Source organism: Pseudomonas sp. SIMBA_068 (genome assembly GCF_046534705.1).
GTDB classification, from domain to species: Bacteria; Pseudomonadota; Gammaproteobacteria; order Pseudomonadales; family Pseudomonadaceae; genus Aquipseudomonas; species Aquipseudomonas putida.
The window spans coordinates 1-247 of the sequence record NZ_JAWRYI010001292.1 but is presented as its reverse complement, the minus strand read 5'-3'; the positions used below and the strand labels follow the sequence as shown (position 1 = coordinate 247).

Below are 247 nucleotides of genomic sequence, written 5' to 3'. Positions count from 1 at the left end.
CTAATCGGTCTTGGGGCTAACTTCGTGGATCGTGACTGCACGCTAACAGTTCCATCAGTAAGTGTATTCCTACCATACTCTATTACATGTGGCGTCGGAACAGACAAATGAGACTTACCTGTAACATCGACTCTTTTCAACACCATACCCACCGAATCATAAGTAGCGTAGCTAGTTATGTTCCCTTGATTATCAGCCCGATATAACACTCCATTCACGGGACCACCTTCCAATATGAAATTTCGAC

1 protein-coding gene is annotated in these 247 nt (G+C 44.1%); it reads right to left on the bottom strand.

The genetic code is table 11. The features are described 5' to 3' along the window. Positions 1–218, bottom strand: a 218-nt coding sequence (locus SB756_RS33745; protein ID WP_410913721.1) for a polymorphic toxin type 24 domain-containing protein, incomplete at its 3' end; no start/stop codon positions are given. Positions 219–247 lie beyond the last annotated feature (29 nt).